The sequence below is a fragment of the Bradyrhizobium sp. USDA 4354 genome (assembly GCF_054060315.1).
The window spans coordinates 585,908-601,653 of sequence record NZ_JBSSDC010000001.1 but is presented as its reverse complement, the minus strand read 5'-3'; the positions used below and the strand labels follow the sequence as shown (position 1 = coordinate 601,653).

Below are 15,746 nucleotides of genomic sequence, written 5' to 3'. Positions count from 1 at the left end.
CCTAGGCCTCCAACACAATTTTGCCAATATGTGCGCTCGTCTCCATGCGTCGGTGGGCGTCCGCCGCCTTTTCCAGCGGGAAAGCGCTGTCCATCACCGGCTTGATGCGGCCTTCGCGCAGAAGCGGCATCACTTTCTGCTCGATCGCGGCCACCATCGCCGCCTTGTCCGCATTACTACGGGGGCGCAGCGTCGAGCCGGTATGGGTCAGGCGCTTGACCATGACCTTGGCGATGTTGACGCTGATCTTGGGGCCGTTGAGGGTCGCGATCTGGACGATGCGGCCGTCGACCGCGGCGGCATCATAATTGCGGTCCACATACTCGCCGGCGACCATGTCGAGGATCAAATTGACGCCCTCCTTGTTGGTCTCTTCCTTGACCACGGCGACGAAGTCTTCCGTCTTGTAGTTGATGGCCCGATCGGCCCCGAGCTTCAGGCAGGCATCGATCTTGTCCTGCGATCCCACGGTGACGAACACCTTCGCGCCGAATGCCTTTGCAAGCTGGATTGCCATGGTGCCGATCCCGGAGGAGCCGCCATGGATCAGCAGCGTCTCGCCGGCCTTGAGGCCGCCGCGCTCGAACACATTGTGCCAGACCGTCATCAGGGTTTCCGGCAGCGCGCCGGCCTCCTTGATCGACAGTGCGGGCGGCACGCTCATCGCCTGAGCGTCCTGGGCGATGCAGTACTGCGCATAGCCGCCGCCGGCGACCAGCGACATCACCTTGTCGCCGATCTTGTGCCGCTTGGCGTTGCTGCCCACCGCGACCACTTCGCCGGCGATTTCGAGGCCGGGCAGGTCGCTGGCGCCGGGCGGCGGCGGATAGGCGCCGGAGCGCTGCGCCACGTCGGGCCGGTTCACGCCGGCCGCCTCGACCTTGACCAGGATCTCGTCGGGACCCGGCTGCGGCACGGGACGTTGTTCCGGCACCAGCACCTCCGGTCCGCCAGGCTTGGAGATGGCGACCACGGTCATTTGCGCGGGCAGCTTGTCCATGATGTGTCCTTGAGCAAAGGTGCAGGAGGAAACGAGGCCCTTGCTTAGCCAGCGCGGTGCAGGCTGGCAACCGCCTCAGCCATGCGACAGGCGCGAACGCAGGAGGAACGAGGATGCCGATCGAAGACGAGGACCGCCCGCGCAGGAAGATCACGCATGAAATCGGCCAGGATCTCTCATTGTTGTCGGTCGAGGAACTGACCGAGCGCGTCGCGCTGCTCAAGACCGAGATCGCGAGATTGGAAGAAGCCGCCACCAAGAAACGCGCCTCGCGCGATGCGGCGAACAGTTTTTTCAAGTCGTAGGATTGTCACGAGTCTCGTCTCCCGGACGCGGTGCGGCACGCAGTGACGCTCCGCAGAGCCGGGACCCATGCCTCACCTGGTACATCGGCCAAAGAACTGGGGCCCCGGCTCAGCAGTGCAGCACTTCGTGCCGCACTGCGTCCGGGGCACGATGGCGGCTCGGCCACTGGCTGACATGGCTAACGAACTCTCAAAAAATTGGCTTGTTTACTTCAGATTAAGCTTTCGGGTTTATGACCGGAACTGTCCTCGTTTGGACACCGAGTGGCTCCTGTCCACTCTGTTTGACGCCTCCCTGTTATCAACTTTCAAAGCCGCCGGTCTCCGGCGGCTCTTTTTTTGCGTCCAAAGCGTTTTCGAGCGAAGTGGGTACCGGTTCGCGTCAAGAAAACGCGTCAAAACAAGAGTCTCTTCCACAGTTGCATTCCGAGCAATGACCCGCGGAAACCATATCCGCGCTTGTCACTGGACTCCGCGCTTCCAGCGCGCAATGATTTGTTCATCATAAGCCGGCGCCCAAGCCGGACAGTCAAACAGTTGCGTAAGAGGCGTTAACCATGGAACGTTTGCAGGCCGACGGCGCTCTCGTTCAACTCAGCGAGCGGTTCACCAATTCTGCGGCGTTCGGCGCGCTGTTCCGCGAGGGCATGGACCTCGTCGAGGAAACCGCCGCCTATCTCGACGGCGCCGGCCGCGTCGAGGCCAAGGCGCTCGACCGCGCCGTCAGTCTCACTTATGCGACCGAGAGCATGCGTCTCACCACGCGCCTGATGCAGCTCGCGTCCTGGCTGCTGCTGCACCGCGCGGTCAAGGAAGGCGAGATGACGCTGAGCCAGGCCAACCGCGAGAAGACCAAGGTCAAGCTCACCGCCGCCGATCCCGGCCCCGCCGACACCATCGAGAAGCTGCCCGCGCAACTCCAGGACCTGATCCATCGCTCGATGAGCCTGCAGACCCGCGTGCGCCGCCTCGACAGCACGATCCATACCCCGCCGGCGGAACACTCCGCGATCGGCAACCCGCTGGTGCCGCATCTCAACGCGCTGAAGGCGGCGTTCGAGCGGTAGGGTCTATCCGCCACCTCAACCTCGAACCGCCACCCTGAGGTGCTCGCCTCTTCGGCGAGCCTCGAAGGGCGACGGCCCGGCTGCATCTCGGCCGTTCATCCTTCGAGGCTCCCGATGGGGCGCTGAGCGCCCCATCACTCGCGCCTCAGGATGACGGATTGAACTGCTGGAGAAGACGGCACCAAACAAAAACGCCCCTGGTCTCCCGGGGCGTTTTTCGTCTCAGCCTTGCGGGTGGCTCAATCCTTTTTGAGAAAGCCCGAAAACTTCTTCTGGAAGCGCGAGACGCGGCCGCCGCGGTCCATGATCTGCGCCGAGCCGCCGGTCCAGGCCGGGTGCGACTTCGGGTCGATATCGAGGTTCAGCGTGTCGCCTTCCTTGCCCCAGGTCGAGCGGGTGAGGTACTCGGTTCCGTCGGTCATCACGACCTTAATCGTATGATAATCCGGATGAATTTCGGCTTTCATGGCAATTCCTCGGCGCCCGGCGCCTTTTCTGGTGGCTAGCGAATGACGGATTTGGCCGGCTCTATACCTCACGAAACCCCGCAAAACAAGCCATGCCGGGCGGCTGACGGGTTTGCCCCTAAGGGACTTCCCGGATTTGCCACTACCCCCACACCGGCCTATTGGGAGCGAACCAATGCAATAGGTCGGATATCATGAGCGCAGTGGAACGGCTTGATGACCACGATGTCGAACGGCCTGCAATGAACTCCGCGGACATCCCGTCGATCGAGGCCGAGCTGATCGAAGAGCCCGCCAAGGGCCGCGCCAAGCTGCGGCCGCTGCTTGCGCTCGCGCCCTATGTGAGCCGCTATCGCGGCCGCGCCGCGCTCGCCTTCGTCGCGCTCACGATCGCAGCACTGACGACGCTGCTGGTGCCGGTCGCGGTACGACGGATGATCGATTTCGGCCTGACGCCCGAGGGCATCGAGCTGATCAACAGCTACTTCTCCGTCATGCTCGCCGTCGTCGGCGTGCTCGCGCTGGCGAGCGCCGCGCGCTACTACCTCGTGATGACGATCGGCGAACGCATCGTCGCCGACCTCAGGCGCGACGTCTTCGCCCATCTGCTGTCGCTCTCCCCCGCCTTCTTCGATTCCGCACGCAGCGGCGAATTGATCTCGCGGCTCACCGCCGACACCACCCAGCTCAAATCGGCCGTCGGCGCCTCCGTCTCGATCGCGCTGCGCAACCTGATGATGTTCCTCGGCGCCGCGGCGATGATGGTGATCACGAGCCCAAAACTGTCGGGCTTCGTGCTGCTGGCCATCCCCTTGATCGTGCTGCCCCTTGTGGCCTTCGGGCGCTGGGTGCGGCGGCTGTCGCGCAATGCGCAGGACACGCTCGCCGACGCCTCCGCCTATGCCGGCGAGCTGGTTGGCGCGATCCGCACCGTGCAGGCCTATACCAGCGAGAACTTCGCCGAGAAGCGTTTCGGCGGCGAGGTCGAGCAGGCCTATGAAGCGGCGCGCACCTCGACCCAGGCCCGCGCCGTGCTTACGGCCATCATCATCTTCATCGTGTTCGCAAGCGTGGTCGCCATCCTCTGGATCGGCTCGCATGACGTGCTCACCGGCGCGATTACGCCGGGCCGGCTCGGTCAGTTCGTGCTGTATGCGGTGTTCGCCGCAGCGGGCCTCGGCCAGCTCAGCGAGGTCTGGGGCGAGGTCTCGGCGGCATCAGGCGCGGCCGAACGCCTGTTCGAGATCCTGCACGTGAAGCCCGAGATCACCGCGCCCACGGCGCCGCGGACGCTGCCGGTGCCGGCGCGCGGCGAGGTCGGCTTCGACCAGGTCAGCTTCGCCTATCCGGTGCGGTCCGACGTCAAGGTGCTCGACGCGGTGTCGTTCACCGTGCGCCCGGGCGAGAAGGTTGCGATCGTCGGTCCCTCCGGCGCCGGCAAGAGCACGATCTTCCATCTCTTGCTGCGCTTCTACGATCCGCGCAGCGGGACGATCTCGCTCGACGGCGTGCCGGTCAAATCCGCCGACCCGCGCGATTTCCGCGCCCGCATCGCGCTGGTGCCGCAGGAATCGGTGGTGTTCGCGGCGAGTGCCCGCGAGAACATCCGCTTCGGCCGGCCCGATGCGACCGACGCGGAGGTCGAGCGCGCCGCCGAGCTCGCGCACGCCGCCGAATTCATCCGCCGCCTGCCCGAAGGTTTCGAGACGGCGCTCGGCGAGCGCGGCGTGACGCTCTCCGGCGGCCAGCGCCAGCGCATCGCGATCGCGCGCGCCATCCTGCGCGATGCGCCGCTCTTGCTGCTGGATGAAGCGACCTCCGCGCTCGACGCCGAAAGCGAGACGCTGGTGCAGACCGCGCTGGAAGAGCTGATGCGTCACCGCACCACGCTGGTGATCGCGCATCGCCTTGCCACCGTGCTGTCCTGCGACCGCATCCTGGTGATGGACCAGGGCCGCATCGTCGAGCAAGGCACGCATGCCGAGCTGGTGGCAGCGAACGGGCTCTATGCACGGCTGGCGCGGCTGCAGTTCGAGGGGGCGTGAGAGGTTACCGGCACTTCGGCGACAGCGCCGGCACGTTCGGCCACGGCCAGTTCTTCCAGCTGCCATCCTCTCCGACGCAGGCCGATGGAGCAGGGCCGCTCGTATCGGGTTGCGCGGCGAAGCGCTGGTCGACATAGGTCGTCGACACATATCCGGCGATGATGACGCCGAGAAAGACCGAGGAACCCGCGGCCAGATCGCGCAGCTTCATCGATCCTCTCCATCCGCTTTGCCGCCGCTGAGACAACGAATAACTGACGCTGCAGGATCCCGGCGTGACGGGGCCTCACGCCCGCCAGAATTACGCCCGCCAGACCATCTTCAGCACCGGCCGTCCCGAGGTCGGGTTCACATCGTCCCCCGCATGGGCAAAGCCGTTGCGCTCATAGAAGCGGATGGCGCGGCTGTTATCCTTGTTGACGAGCAGCGTGACGCCCGAAGGGGACAGGCGTTTGGCCTCATCCACCAGCAGCCTTGCTGCGTCCGAACCCCAATGGACGGGATCGACCACGAGCTGATCGAGATAGCCGTCGCCATCAATCGTGACGAAACCGATCAGCGCGCCGTCCTGTTCCGCCACCACGATCGAGGCCTTCGGCACCAGGTCCCTGCGCCAGCGCTCGCGCCACCAGTCCAGCCGGGCCGCGAAATCGATCTGCGGATAGGCCTGCTGCCAGGTGCGATGCCAGAGGTCGATCGCGGCAGCCTCGTCCTCGGGTCGGTAGGGGCGGAGATGGAGTGCGCTCACTACCGCTCCGTCAGCTTCAGCTCGATGCGGCGGTTGCGCTTGTAGGCTTCCTCGGTGTTGCCGGGATCGAGCGGCTGGAATTCGCCGAAACCGGCCGCGACGAGGCGCTGGGCGGGCACGCCGAGCGAGATCAGGTACTGCACCACGGAGATCGAGCGGGCCGCGGACAGGTCCCAATTCGATTTGAAGTTCGGGCCGTTGACCGGCCGCACATCGGTATGGCCGTCGACGCGCAGCACCCAGGGAATCTCGCTCGGGATTTTCTTGTCGAGCTCGATCAGCGCGGTCGCCAAGGTGTCGAGCTCGGCGCGGCCCTCGGCCAGCAAGGCCGCCTGTCCGGTGTCGAAGAACACTTCGGACTGGAACACGAAGCGGTCGCCGACGATGCGGATGTCGGGGCGGTTGCCGAGGATGGCGCGCAGGCGGCCGAAGAATTCCGAGCGGTAGCGCGACAATTCCTGCACGCGCTGCGCCAATGCAACATTCAAGCGAGAGCCCAGATCGGCAATGCGATTTTGCGATTCCTTGTCGCGCTTCTCGGAGGCATCGAGCGCCTCCTCCAGCGCGGCCAGTTGCCGGCGCAGCGCGCTGATCTGCTGGTTCAGCACCTCGATCTGCGCCAGTGCACGCGCCGAGACCGCCTTCTCCGAGTCCAGCGCCTTGCCGAGCTCGGCGGTCTTGCCTTGCGCATCGTTGCCGGCGGCAGCGAGGCCCTCATAGAGACCCTTGATGCGGTCGCGCTCGGTCTCGGCCGAAGCGAGGCCCGCCTTCAATTGCGAGACCTGGTCGTCGAGCGAGAGCTTGCCGAGCTTCTCCAGCGACAACAGCTCGTTGAGCTGGGCAATCTTGGCGTTGAGCTGCTCCAGCGCCTTGTCCTTGCCGGTGACCTCCTGCGACAGGAAGAACTGCACCACCAGGAACACCGACAGCAGGAACACGATCGACAGCACCAGCGTCGACAGTGCGTCGACGAAGCCGGGCCAGTAGTTGAAAGCGCCTTCGCTGCGGCGGCCGCGCGCTAGAGCCATTGACGTCTCCACTTTCGTGTCCCGGACGCGGTGCAGCGTGCAACGCTGCTTCGCTGAGCCGGGACCCAGAGTCTCTCTCGAATGGGCCGGCTCAGCGACGCATCATGTCATGCTGCGTCGCGTCCGGGGGCGCGATACCGTCTCAACTCTTCTCGGGTTGACGCGCGATCCGCTCCAACAGGCGCCGGATCTCGCGGTTCTGCTCGCCCTGGCCGTCGGCCCATTCGCGGATCATCTGCTGCTCGGTGCGCATGTGCGAGACCAGCGCCTGGATGGCTTCGGCAAGGCTCGCCATCGCCGCGGTGGTGCCGCGGCTGGTGTTGCCTTCCTCGAGCACGGAGCGTAGCCGCTCGACTGCCGCCTGGAGCTCGCCGCCGGCGACGCCGCCGCCTGCCGCAACGGCCGTTTCGCCATTGCCATATTCGCGCACGGTGGTGGCGAGCCAGTCTTCGAGGTCGGTGTAGAAGCGGTTCTGCGCCTGGCTCGATTGCAGGTCGAGGAAGCCGAGGATCAGCGAGCCGGCAAGGCCGAACAGCGAGCTGGAGAACGAGATGCCCATGCCGCCGAGCGGGGCGGCCAGGCCCTCCTTGAGGGTGTCGAACAGCGCGCCCGAATCGCCCCCGACCTTGAGCCCGTCGATCACCTTGCCGACCGAGCCGACCGTCTCGATCAGGCCCCAGAAGGTGCCGAGCAGGCCGAGGAACACCAGGAGCCCGGTCATGTAGCGCGAGATGTCGCGGGCTTCGTCGAGCCGGGTCGCGATCGAATCGAGCAGGTGCCGCATCGTGGTCTGGGTGATGGTCATCCGCCCGGAGCGTTCGCCGCCCAGGATCGCCGCCATCGGCGCCAGCAGCCTGGGGTGGCGGGCCGGGGCCAGGCCGGGATCGGCGATGCGGAAATTGTTGACCCAGGAGACTTCGGGATAGAGCCTGATGACCTGGCGGAACGCCAGCACGATGCCGATGAACAGCACGGCCCCGATCAGGGCATTGAGCCCGGGATTGGCGAAGAAGGCCTGGATGATCTGCTTGTAGAGCACCACGCTTACGAGCGTGCACAGCACCAGGAAGACCAGCATCCGCACCAGGAAGACGCTGGGCGAGGACAGTTTGGTGTACTCGATATCCATGGTGGAGCGGGAAGTGCCAGACCGCATGCCGGTATCATCCGTTACGAAGCTTGATTGCGGCGCGCACTATGGCACAGCGCCGGCCCAAAAAAAGCGCCGGGTGCGCCGATTTCGGGGACAGTTCGGGGAACCCGGACCGGAAGCGGCGCTTTGATAAGCAGGTCTCTGCAGAAGTTCGCCATTCGGGGGGGCGCATGAGCGTCGTTTCCGCGATCATCGGGACTGCCGAACGCGTGCCGCTGCCCGACGTGGTGATGCGCGCCGCGATCCAGCGCCTGTGCTCCCGCATGGCGGCGCGCCTGTCCGCGCCAGGCGCCGGCGACGATGCCGCCTTCGCCGGACGGATGATGCTGCGGCCGATCGTCGAGGGTGCGGCGGCCGGGCATGACGAGGTGCCTGCCTCCTTTTTCGCCGAAGTGCTCGGCCCCAACCGCAAATTCTCCTCCTGTTTCTACAAGACCGGCGCGACCACCTTGCAGGAGGCGGAGGAGGAGGCGCTGCGCCAGACGGTCGAGCACGCCGGTCTGGCCGACGGCCAGACCATCCTGGAGCTCGGCTGCGGCTGGGGCTCGCTGTCGCTGTGGATGGCCAGGCAGTTTCCGCACGCGACCGTGACGGCCGTGTCGGCCTCGGAGGCCGAGCGCGCCCATGTCGAGGACGAGGCGCGGCTGCGCGGATTCTCGAACCTGCGGGCGGTCACCGCGGACATGAACGTGTTCGCGCCCGAGGGCCAGTTCGACCGCATCGTCACGGTCGAGATGTTCGAGCAGATGACCAACTGGCGCAAGCTGATGACGCGCGTGCGGTCATGGCTCGCGCCGGAGGGGCGGTTCTTCATGCACGTCGTCACGCATCGCTCCGGCTCTCATCTGTTTGACCCGGCCGATCGCGACGACTGGATCGCGCAGCACGTCTTCACGGGCGGGCTGATGCCGAGCCATCACCTCATCAGGCAGTTCGACGACATCTTCACGATCGAGAAGGAATGGTGCTGGAGTGGTATGCATTACCAGCGCACCGCCAACGACTGGCTCGCTAATTTCGATGCGCGTCGCGGCGCCATCGAGGCGTGCTTGCGCAGGGTCTACGGCGAGGAGACCGCCCTTTGGATGCGTCGTTGGCGCTGGTTCCTGCTCGCGACCTCGGGCCTGTTCGGCTACGCCGATGGAACCGAATGGGGCGTCAGCCACTACCGGATGAAGGCCACCGAGTGATTGCGCTGTTCCGTCGCAGCACGCGGCGGTGGGCCCCGACTCACAATCAAGTGACACCGGAAAAGCCGTCTGAATTCAAGACGATACGCCGTGTGACAATGAGCCGCCCGCGTGATGCGTTGCATCGCAGCAGGTGCATTCTATTTTGACGGCATCAGTCGCGTGTAAAAGGTCCAGAAAGGGCCTCGCGCGAGCAATGAGCAGTATCAACAATATCGGGGCACCCCACTTCATGTCAGGACTTCGTGCGCGATCGGCATGCGTTGCAATGATGCTCGCGGCCCTAGCGCCGCTGTTGGCAGGCTGCGACGAGTCTAGTTCCGCAGTTTCCGCCGCGCCTCCGTCGGACCCTGACGTCAGCATCGTGATCGTCAAGCCGCAGTCGCGCGCCGTGGTGCGCGAGCTGCCGGGCCGCATCGCGCCGACGCGTGTTTCCGACGTGCGGCCGCGCGTCTCCGGTATCGTGGTGGAACGCCTGTTCCGCCAGGGCAGCGAGGTGAAGGCGGGCGATCCGCTCTACCGTATCGATCCGCGTCCGTTCGAGGTCGAGGTGATGGCCAACGAGGCCGCGCTTGCCAAGGCCGAAGCAGCATTGATGCAGGCCAAGCAGCAGGCGCATCGTATCGCCACCCTCACCAAGGATCGCGCTGCCCCCGAAGCCGAGAACGAGAAGGCGATTGCAGCCGAACGCCAGGCTTATGCCGAGGTCGAAGGCCGCAAGGCCGAGCTCGCGCGGGCAAAACTCAATCTCGACTTTGCCACCGTGCGCGCGCCGATCGACGGCGTGGTCGGTGCGGCGCTGGTCAGCGAGGGGGCGCTCGCCGTGCAGAACGAGACCAATCTCGCCACAATCCAGCAGCTCGATCCGATCTATGCCGACTTCACCCAGTCGGTGACCGAGCTCAACCAGCTCCGCCGTGCCTTCGAGAGCGGCGACCTCGAGCGCATCGCCGCCGATGCCGCCAAGGTGCGCCTCGTGCTCGACGACAACACCATCTATTCGCTCGACGGCAAGCTGCTGTTCTCCGACGCCAAGGTCGATGCCCACACTGGGCAGGTGACGTTGCGCGGCGAGTTCCCCAATCCCAAGCGCGAGCTGCTGCCGGGCATGTATGTCCGGGTCCGCATCGACCAGGGTCTCGATTCCGATGCGATCGCGGTGCCGCAGCAGGCGATCCAGCGCAATGGCGGCGGCGGCAGCGAGGTGTTCGTCGTCAAGGACGACAACCACATCGCGGTGCAGGCGGTGCGCACCGGCTCGGTGCAGGACGGGCTCTGGTTCGTCACCGAAGGCCTGAAGGCCGGCGACAAGGTCGTGGTCGAAGGGTTCCAGAAGTTCGCGGCCGGCGACAAGGTCAAGCCGCAATCCTGGTCGGAGGCGGACGCGACCGCGGACAACCGGCACGCCCAGCAGCTCACGCGGTAACGCGCTATGCCGAGTTTCTTCATCGACAGGCCGATCTTCGCCTGGGTGGTCGCGCTGTTCATCTGCTTGATCGGTGCGATCGCGGTGCCGCTGCTGCCGATCGCGCAATATCCGATCATCGCGCCGCCCTCGATCTCGGTCTCGACCAGCTATCCCGGCGCCTCGCCGGAAAACCTCTACAACAGCGTCACGCGGCTGATCGAGGAGGAGCTCAACGGCGCCGCCAACATCCTCAATTTCGAATCGACCAGCGACTCGCTCGGCCAGGTCGAAATCATCGCCAACTTCCAGCCGGGCACCGATACCAGCGCCGCCTCGGTCGAGGTGCAGAACCGCATCAAGCGCGTCGAGGCGCGCCTGCCGCGCGCGGTGATGCAACAGGGCATCCTGATCGAGGAAGCTTCCAGCGCGGTGCTTCAGATCATCACGCTGAACTCGACCGACGGCAGCTTGGATGAGGTCGGCCTCGGCGACTTCATGATCCGCAACGTTCTCGGCGAGATCCGTCGCATTCCCGGCGTCGGCCGCGCCACGCTGTATTCGACCGAGCGCTCACTTCGCGTCTGGGTCGATCCGGCCAAGCTCGTCGGCTATGGGCTGACCGCCGACGACATCAACAAGGCGATCGCCGCGCAGAACGCGCAGGTGGCCTCCGGCAGCATCGGCGCCGAGCCGTCGACGTCGAGCCAGCGGACCTCCGCGCTGGTGTTGGTCAAGGGTCAGCTGTCGTCCCCGGACGAGTTCGGCGCCATCATCCTGCGCGCCAATGCCGACGGCTCGACCGTGCGCCTGCGCGACGTCGCGCGCATCGAGGTCGGCGGCCTCAGCTACCAGTTCAACACCCGCCTCGACGGCAAGCCGACCGCCGGTCTTTCGGTGCTGATGTCGCCGACCGGCAATGCGCTGGCGACCGCGAGCGCCGTCGAAGCCAAGATGAAGGAGCTGTCGCGCTTCTTCCCGGCCAACATCACCTATGAGATCCCCTACAACATCACGCCCGTGGTCGAGGCCTCGATCAAGAAGGTGCTGTCGACACTGGTCGAGGCCGTGGTGCTGGTGTTCGTGGTGATGTTCCTGTTCCTCCAGAACATCCGCTACACCATCATTCCGACCATCGTGGTGCCGGTGGCGCTGCTGGGTGCCTGTTCCACGCTGCTGCTCGCCGGCTACTCCATCAACATGCTCTCGATGTTCGGCATGGTGCTCGCGGTCGGCATCCTCGTCGACGACGCCATCGTCGTGGTCGAGAACGTCGAGCGCATCATGGCCGAGGAAGGCCTGCCGCCGAAGGAAGCGACGCGGAAGGCCATGTCGCAGATCACCGGCGCCATCATCGGCATCACCCTGGTGCTGATGGCCGTGTTCGTGCCGATGGCGTTCTTCCCGGGCTCGGTCGGCATCATCTACCGTCAGTTCTCGGTCACCATGGTTGCGGCGATCGGCTTCTCCGCCTTCCTCGCGCTGTCGTTGACGCCGGCGCTGTGTGCGACCCTGCTCAAGCCCGTCGAGGCCGGTCATGGTCACGCGAAGAGAGGCGTGTTCGGCTGGTTCAACCGCATGCTCGAAGGCGGCAAGGAGCGCTATTCCAGCACCGTCGGCTTCTCGCTGAAGCGCACCGGCCGCCTGATGCTGGTCTATGCCGCGCTGCTGGTCGGCCTGTCCTGGGCCTTCGTCAATCTGCCCGGCGGCTTCCTGCCCGTCGACGACCAGGGCTTCATCACCACCGACGTGCAGACGCCGTCGGATTCGTCCTACGCCCGCACCGAGGCCGTGATCGAGAAGGTGGAAAAATACCTGGCGCGGCGGCCGGGAGTCGACAACGTCACCTTCCTCACCGGCTTCAGCTTCTCCGGCCAGGGCATGAACACCGCGCAGGCCTTCATCACCCTGAAGGACTGGTCGGAGCGCGGGCCCAAGGACTCCGCCGCCGCGATCGTCAACGACGTCAACCGCGACCTGGGCTCGTCGATCCGCGACGCAAAAATCTCGGCGCTGCAGCCGCCGCCGATCGACAATCTCGGCAACTCCTCCGGCTTCTCGTTCCGCCTCCAGGACCGCGGCCAGAAGGGTTACCAGCAATTGATGCGTGCCGCGGATCAGCTGATCGCGGAGGCCAATGCGAGTCCGGTGCTGCAGAAGGTCTATATCGAAGGCCTGCCCGAGGCGGGCGTGGTCAATCTCATGATCGACCGCGAGAAGGCCGGCGCCTTCGGCGTCACCTTCGAGGACATCAACAACACGATCTCGACCAATCTCGGCTCGAACTACATCAACGACTTCCCGAACCGCGGCCGCATGCAGCGCGTCGTGGTGCAGGCGGACGCGCGCGACCGCATGCGGACCGAGGACATCCTCAATTACAACGTCAAGAACAGCCGCGGTCAGCTGGTGCCGTTCTCGTCCTTTGCCACGGTGGAATGGGCGCGCGGGCCGACGCAGATCGCCGGCTTCAACTATTATCCGGCGGTGCGCATCTCCGGCGAAGCGAGGCCCGGCTTCACGTCGGGCGATGCGATCGCCGAGATGGAGCGGCTCGCCGACAGATTGCCGCGCGGCTTCGGCTATGAATGGACCGGGCAGTCGCTCCAGGAGAAGCTCTCGGGCTCGCAGGCGCCGTTCCTGCTGGCGCTGTCGGTATTCGTGGTGTTCCTGTGCCTGGCCGCACTCTACGAGAGCTGGACCATCCCGCTCGCGGTGCTGCTCACCGTGCCGCTCGGCATCGTCGGCGCCGTCGCCGCAGCGACGCTGCGGAACCTGCCCAACGACGTCTATTTCACCGTCGGCCTGATCACCATCATCGGTCTTGCGGCCAAGGACGCGATCCTGATCATCGAATTCGCCAAGGATCTGCGGAAAGAGGGCAAGCCGCTGGTGGAAGCCACCATCGAGGCCTGCCGCCTGCGCTTCCGCCCGATCCTGATGACCGGCCTTGCCTTCATCTGCGGCGTGCTGCCGATGGCGATCGCGCACGGCGCCGGCGGCGCCAGCCAGCAAGCGCTCGGCAGCGTGGTGATGGGCGGCATGATCGCAGTGGTGATCCTGGCGCTCTTGATGGTGCCGGTGTTCTTCGTCTCAGTGCAGCGCGTGCTGGGCGGGGATCGCGAGCCGGCGCCGGCAAGGGAAGGTGAGGCCTACGGGCCGCCGGCGCGAGCGCACACGAGTCATTGAGCCGCATCGGCTGTTGCCTTCTTCGCCTCTCCCCGCTTGCGGGGAGAGGCCGGATCGCATCGCAGATGCGATCCGGGTGAGGGGGACTCTCCGCGAGTCGAACTCTCACCGTCCTCGTGGAGACTCCCCCTCACCCCAACCCTCTCCCCGCAAGCGGGGCGAGGGAGCGGACCGCCGCTGTGGCCGTGCCTTACGCCGCCTTCCGCAGAATCTTCACCAGCTCTCCGTGCACGAACTCGTTGCCGCAGACGACGTGCCCATTCGTCAGCGCATCACCGGGCGTGTCGATGTCGCTCACGGTGCCGCCCGCTTCCTTGACCATGATCTGCCCGGCCGCGATGTCCCAGGGCGACAGATTCCGCTCCCAGTAGCCGTCGAGACGGCCGGCGGCGACGAAGGCGAGGTCGAGGGAGGCGGCGCCGAAGCGGCGGAGGCCTGCGACGCGGTCCTGGATCGCGGTCATCTCGCGGCGGAATTCCTCGTGGTCGCCGCGGCCGATATGGGGCAGGCCGCAGGCGACCACGCATTCGTTCAGCTGGCGGCGGCCGGCGACGCGCAGGCGCTGATCGTTGAGGAACGCACCCTTGCCGCGCTCGGCGATGTAGAGCTCGTCATTGGCGGGATTATAGATCACGCCGGCGATCACCGTGCCCTCGCGGGCGAGGCCGATCGAGATCGCGAATTGCGGGATGCCGTGCAGGAAGTTGGTGGTGCCGTCGAGCGGATCGACGATCCAGGTGTGGCTCTTGTCGGTGCCCTCGCGGGTGCCGCCTTCCTCGCCGATGAAGCCGTAGCCGGGCCGGGCCTTGGCGAGGTCCTGGTAGAGGATCTCCTCGGCGCGCTTGTCGGCGAGCGAGACGAAATTCGCCGGCCCCTTCAGCGAGACCTGGAGATGCTCGATCTCGCCGAGATCGCGCTTGAGGCTGCGGCCGGCGCGGCGCGCGGCCTTGACCATGACGTTGATAGTGGCTGAATACAGCATGAGCTCTGGACTTGATCGGGGGGATGGGCGCAGAAACACGCCTGTTTGAGGGACTGGGTGCCCCGTGAGGGGGCCCGCGTCAAGTCATTTGGTCCCGAGCCACTTCCTGGCGGCGGCCTCCGCCTTGGCCCGCTCCTCGGCCGGCAGTTCGGACAATTGCTTGTCGAGCTCAGGGTCGCCTTTGCCGGTGGTTTTGGCCACCAGGTGCCATTTGAAGCCTTCGACCTTGTCCATGGATGTGCCCACGCCGTTGATCAGCACCCATGCCAGCCGGTTCTGCGCGATCGCGCTGCCCTGGCGGGACGCCTTGCGGAGCAATGCGACAGCAGCCGGCTGGTTCTTCGGCGTGCCGTTGCCGTTGAACATCGCGATCGCATATTCGACCTCGGCATCGACATTGTCGGCGAGCGAGGCGGCCTGAAGCAGCCGCACCGCGCGTTCCGGGTCCTTCGGCACACCGGTGCCTTCCTTGTAGAAGGTCGCGAGCGCGTATTGCGCCTCGGGCAGGCCTGCATCGGCGGCCTGGCGCAGCAGTTCAGCGGAGCGCCGGACGTCCTGCGGCAGTGTCTGGCCGTCCAGATAGAGCAAGGCGAGGTTATAGGCCGCCTTGGGCTCGCCGAGCTTGGCGGCGGAGGCCATCAGCTTGACCGCCTCGTTCTTGTCGACCGGGCCGCCACGACCCGAGATGCGCAGCATGGCGAGCGCGAACATCGCCTCGCGATCGCCGGCGTCCGCAGCGCGCTTGTACCATTCGGCCGCCTTGGCGTAGTCGCGCCGGATGCCCATGGCGTTGGAATAGAGCTCGCCGAGCATGGTCATCGCCTTGGGATCGCCGGCTTGTGCGCGGGCGGTGGCGAGCTCGAACGCGGTCTTGTACTGGCCGCGCTGATAGGCGCCGAACACCAAATCGACGTTGGGATCGTCGGTCGGCGGCGCGGGGATCACGGTCGCGGCCGGCTTGGGCGAGGGGGACGGCTTGGGGGAGGCCGAAGGTTTCGGCGCGGGCGCGGCCTCCTTCTTCTTGGTGATCGTGTGCGGCTTCGGCTTCTGTTTTTCGGCGGATGCGCTCGGCGTCGTGGCCGGCGGGGTGATCTGGAGCTGCGCGGCCGCGGGCGCCGTGAGCAGCAGCGTGGCTAGCATGGTGATGCCTGGGAGCTTCATGTCGGG

General features: G+C 65.9%; 14 protein-coding genes. 6 read left to right on the top strand and 8 right to left on the bottom strand.

The features are described from left to right. Position 1: 1 nt before the first annotated feature. Complete coding sequence (locus ACVIIV_RS02880) at positions 2-1,000, bottom strand: NAD(P)H-quinone oxidoreductase (RefSeq protein ID WP_456742821.1); 999 nt, start codon at positions 998-1,000, stop codon at positions 2-4. Positions 1,001-1,113: 113 nt separating this feature from the next. Between ACVIIV_RS02880 and ACVIIV_RS02875 the strand changes: the two genes are divergently transcribed. Further along, positions 1,114-1,305 carry a DUF1192 domain-containing protein gene (locus tag ACVIIV_RS02875; RefSeq protein ID WP_456742820.1) on the top strand — a complete coding sequence of 64 codons (192 nt, stop codon included), beginning with the start codon at positions 1,114-1,116 and terminating at the stop codon, positions 1,303-1,305. Positions 1,306-1,862: 557 nt separating this feature from the next. Beyond that, the gene (gene rcdA / locus ACVIIV_RS02870; protein ID WP_456742819.1) at positions 1,863-2,372 is read left to right on the top strand and encodes a protease adaptor protein RcdA; all 510 of its coding nucleotides are present in this window, start codon (positions 1,863-1,865) and stop codon (positions 2,370-2,372) included. A gap of 239 nt (positions 2,373-2,611) precedes the next feature. On the opposite strand, the gene rpmE is transcribed toward rcdA, so the two are convergent. Continuing rightward, a complete protein-coding gene (gene rpmE / locus ACVIIV_RS02865) occupies positions 2,612-2,839 on the bottom strand; it encodes a 50S ribosomal protein L31 (RefSeq protein ID WP_024337552.1) in 228 nt (75 codons plus the stop codon). Between the two features lie 194 nt (positions 2,840-3,033). On the opposite strand from rpmE, the gene ACVIIV_RS02860 reads away from it, so the two are divergent. Then, positions 3,034-4,884: an ABC transporter ATP-binding protein/permease gene (locus ACVIIV_RS02860; protein ID WP_456742818.1), complete on the top strand. Its 1,851-nt coding sequence runs from the start codon at positions 3,034-3,036 to the stop codon at positions 4,882-4,884. A gap of 4 nt (positions 4,885-4,888) precedes the next feature. On the opposite strand, the gene ACVIIV_RS02855 is transcribed toward ACVIIV_RS02860, so the two are convergent. From ACVIIV_RS02855 to ACVIIV_RS02840, 4 genes are all read right to left on the bottom strand, one after another. Continuing rightward, a complete protein-coding gene (locus ACVIIV_RS02855) occupies positions 4,889-5,095 on the bottom strand; it encodes a hypothetical protein (RefSeq protein WP_456742817.1) in 207 nt (68 codons plus the stop codon). A gap of 90 nt (positions 5,096-5,185) precedes the next feature. Then, complete coding sequence (locus ACVIIV_RS02850) at positions 5,186-5,632, bottom strand: GNAT family N-acetyltransferase (RefSeq protein ID WP_456742816.1); 447 nt, start codon at positions 5,630-5,632, stop codon at positions 5,186-5,188. Next, positions 5,632-6,660 (bottom strand): peptidoglycan -binding protein, encoded by a 1,029-nt coding sequence (locus ACVIIV_RS02845; RefSeq protein WP_456742815.1) that lies wholly within the window; start codon positions 6,658-6,660, stop codon positions 5,632-5,634. The genes ACVIIV_RS02850 and ACVIIV_RS02845 overlap by 1 nt, the downstream gene beginning before the upstream one ends. 142 nt (positions 6,661-6,802) lie before the next feature. Next, positions 6,803-7,816, bottom strand: a complete 1,014-nt coding sequence (locus ACVIIV_RS02840) for a flagellar motor protein MotA (protein ID WP_456742814.1) — start codon at positions 7,814-7,816, stop codon at positions 6,803-6,805. 167 nt (positions 7,817-7,983) lie between these two features. On the opposite strand from ACVIIV_RS02840, the gene ACVIIV_RS02835 reads away from it, so the two are divergent. The 3 genes from ACVIIV_RS02835 to ACVIIV_RS02825 all read left to right on the top strand — a co-directional run bounded on the left by ACVIIV_RS02835 (position 7,984) and on the right by ACVIIV_RS02825 (position 13,597). Further along, positions 7,984-9,003, top strand: a complete 1,020-nt coding sequence (locus ACVIIV_RS02835; RefSeq protein ID WP_456742813.1) for an SAM-dependent methyltransferase — start codon at positions 7,984-7,986, stop codon at positions 9,001-9,003. A gap of 232 nt (positions 9,004-9,235) precedes the next feature. Next, positions 9,236-10,429: an efflux RND transporter periplasmic adaptor subunit gene (locus tag ACVIIV_RS02830; protein WP_456742812.1), complete on the top strand. Its 1,194-nt coding sequence runs from the start codon at positions 9,236-9,238 to the stop codon at positions 10,427-10,429. A 6-nt stretch (positions 10,430-10,435) separates the two neighbouring features. Beyond that, a complete protein-coding gene (locus ACVIIV_RS02825) occupies positions 10,436-13,597 on the top strand; it encodes a multidrug efflux RND transporter permease subunit (RefSeq protein WP_456742811.1) in 3,162 nt (1,053 codons plus the stop codon). Positions 13,598-13,787: 190 nt separating this feature from the next. On the opposite strand, the gene ACVIIV_RS02820 is transcribed toward ACVIIV_RS02825, so the two are convergent. Together ACVIIV_RS02820 and ACVIIV_RS02815 are read right to left on the bottom strand one after the other, a co-directional pair. Beyond that, positions 13,788-14,579 carry an inositol monophosphatase family protein gene (locus ACVIIV_RS02820; protein ID WP_456742810.1) on the bottom strand — a complete coding sequence of 264 codons (792 nt, stop codon included), beginning with the start codon at positions 14,577-14,579 and terminating at the stop codon, positions 13,788-13,790. A gap of 84 nt (positions 14,580-14,663) precedes the next feature. Next, entirely contained in the window at positions 14,664-15,740 is a 1,077-nt protein-coding gene (locus ACVIIV_RS02815) for a tetratricopeptide repeat protein (protein ID WP_456742809.1), read from the bottom strand. Between the last annotated feature and the right edge of the window lie 6 nt (positions 15,741-15,746).

Excerpts from the sequence above, each read along its gene's own strand:
- ACVIIV_RS02840 (WP_456742814.1), bottom strand. The coding sequence starts at position 7,816 with ATGCGGTCTGGCACTTCCCGCTCCACCATGGATATCGAGTACACCAAA.
- rcdA (WP_456742819.1), top strand. The coding sequence starts at position 1,863 with ATGGAACGTTTGCAGGCCGACGGCGCTCTCGTTCAACTCAGCGAGCGG.
- ACVIIV_RS02875 (WP_456742820.1), top strand. The coding sequence starts at position 1,114 with ATGCCGATCGAAGACGAGGACCGCCCGCGCAGGAAGATCACGCATGAA.
- rpmE (WP_024337552.1), bottom strand. The coding sequence starts at position 2,839 with ATGAAAGCCGAAATTCATCCGGATTATCATACGATTAAGGTCGTGATG.
- ACVIIV_RS02880 (WP_456742821.1), bottom strand. The coding sequence starts at position 1,000 with ATGGACAAGCTGCCCGCGCAAATGACCGTGGTCGCCATCTCCAAGCCT.
- ACVIIV_RS02835 (WP_456742813.1), top strand. The coding sequence starts at position 7,984 with ATGAGCGTCGTTTCCGCGATCATCGGGACTGCCGAACGCGTGCCGCTG.
- ACVIIV_RS02825 (WP_456742811.1), top strand. The coding sequence starts at position 10,436 with ATGCCGAGTTTCTTCATCGACAGGCCGATCTTCGCCTGGGTGGTCGCG.
- ACVIIV_RS02830 (WP_456742812.1), top strand. The coding sequence starts at position 9,236 with ATGTCAGGACTTCGTGCGCGATCGGCATGCGTTGCAATGATGCTCGCG.
- ACVIIV_RS02855 (WP_456742817.1), bottom strand. The coding sequence starts at position 5,095 with ATGAAGCTGCGCGATCTGGCCGCGGGTTCCTCGGTCTTTCTCGGCGTC.
- ACVIIV_RS02860 (WP_456742818.1), top strand. The coding sequence starts at position 3,034 with ATGAGCGCAGTGGAACGGCTTGATGACCACGATGTCGAACGGCCTGCA.
- ACVIIV_RS02845 (WP_456742815.1), bottom strand. The coding sequence starts at position 6,660 with ATGGCTCTAGCGCGCGGCCGCCGCAGCGAAGGCGCTTTCAACTACTGG.
- ACVIIV_RS02820 (WP_456742810.1), bottom strand. The coding sequence starts at position 14,579 with ATGCTGTATTCAGCCACTATCAACGTCATGGTCAAGGCCGCGCGCCGC.
- ACVIIV_RS02815 (WP_456742809.1), bottom strand. The coding sequence starts at position 15,740 with ATGAAGCTCCCAGGCATCACCATGCTAGCCACGCTGCTGCTCACGGCG.